The sequence below is a fragment of the Bacillus sp. DE0042 genome, assembly GCF_007680225.1.
GTDB lineage: Bacteria > Bacillota > Bacilli > Bacillales > Bacillaceae_G > Bacillus_A > Bacillus_A wiedmannii.
Genome location: NZ_VEJP01000027.1, coordinates 1 through 1,023, shown reverse-complemented (window position 1 = coordinate 1,023; position 1,023 = coordinate 1). Strand labels below are relative to the sequence as shown.

The 1,023-nt window shown below is 35.3% G+C and carries 2 protein-coding genes; both read right to left on the bottom strand.

Annotated features, from left to right (window positions below; all coding sequences use genetic code 11):
* The coding region (locus FS802_RS30600) for an IS3 family transposase (protein WP_144525694.1) at positions 1-727 on the bottom strand (727 nt) is incomplete at its 3' end.
* 8 nt (positions 728-735) lie between these two features.
* Positions 736-1,023, bottom strand: a 288-nt coding sequence (locus FS802_RS30595) for a transposase (RefSeq protein WP_260989094.1), incomplete at its 5' end; no start/stop codon positions are given.

The following is a 1,023-nucleotide window of genomic DNA, read 5'->3' as shown; positions in this document are numbered from 1 at the left end:
GACTGAAGAAGTTTTCCATACAAGCATTATCCCAACAGTTGCCTCTTCGAGACATACTTGCCTTCATCTGATATTTTTTAAGTAATTGATTATATTGACGAGATGTATACTGGGACCCTTGATCACTATGTAAGAGGATTCCCTTCACATTTCGTTTTTTCTTTGCCTTTTTAAGTGTATCTAACACAAGTTTTAAGTCGTTTCTACGACTGGTTTCATAGGCAACAATTTCATTATTATATAAATCCTTAATAGCGGATAAGTACAAGCGCTGTCCATTGAAAATCAAATAGGTAATATCGGTTACCCATTTCTCATTCGGTTTTAAAGCTTGAAACTCCCTATTTAGATGGTTCTCTGAAATCACATAAGCTTCTTTTTTTCCGTAATAAGGTCGTTTTTTCCTAATTACGGCTTTGATACCTAGTTCACTCATCAATCTTTGGATGCGCTTATGATTCAAATGAAGGTTATATGTGGCTTTCAGCCACACTTGTATTCTTCTATATCCATAAATTCCTCTTAATTTTTTATGACACTTCAATATCTTTTTCTTAATTTCGATATCCTCGGATTGTTTTATTGAAGGCGTCGTATGCCGTTTTATCCATTTGTAGTACCCACTTCTGGTTACACCAGCAATATCGCATAGAATGGTCACTGTATAACCTGTTTTTTTCATTTCATGGATGACTTCAAATTTTTTCGTTTTGGATACGACTTTCATTCCTCCTTTTACATCCCTAAGAGCTTTTTTAACATTTCATTTTCCGCTTCTAATCGTCGGATCTTAGCTTCAGAATCTTCGGGTCTAAGCCTTGGTCTACCTAAACCTGGTCCTTTCGCTTTACCGCGTTTTTCTTCTAGTCCTTTGATTCCTTCAGCTTCAAAGTATTTCACCCAACGACTTACAACCGAGTGATGAATACCTAATTCTTTCGCAATGGTTTTATAGCTCATGCCTTCTTTTAAGTATAAATCTATAGCTTTTTTCTTAAATTCTACATCGTAAGTGACTCTAAT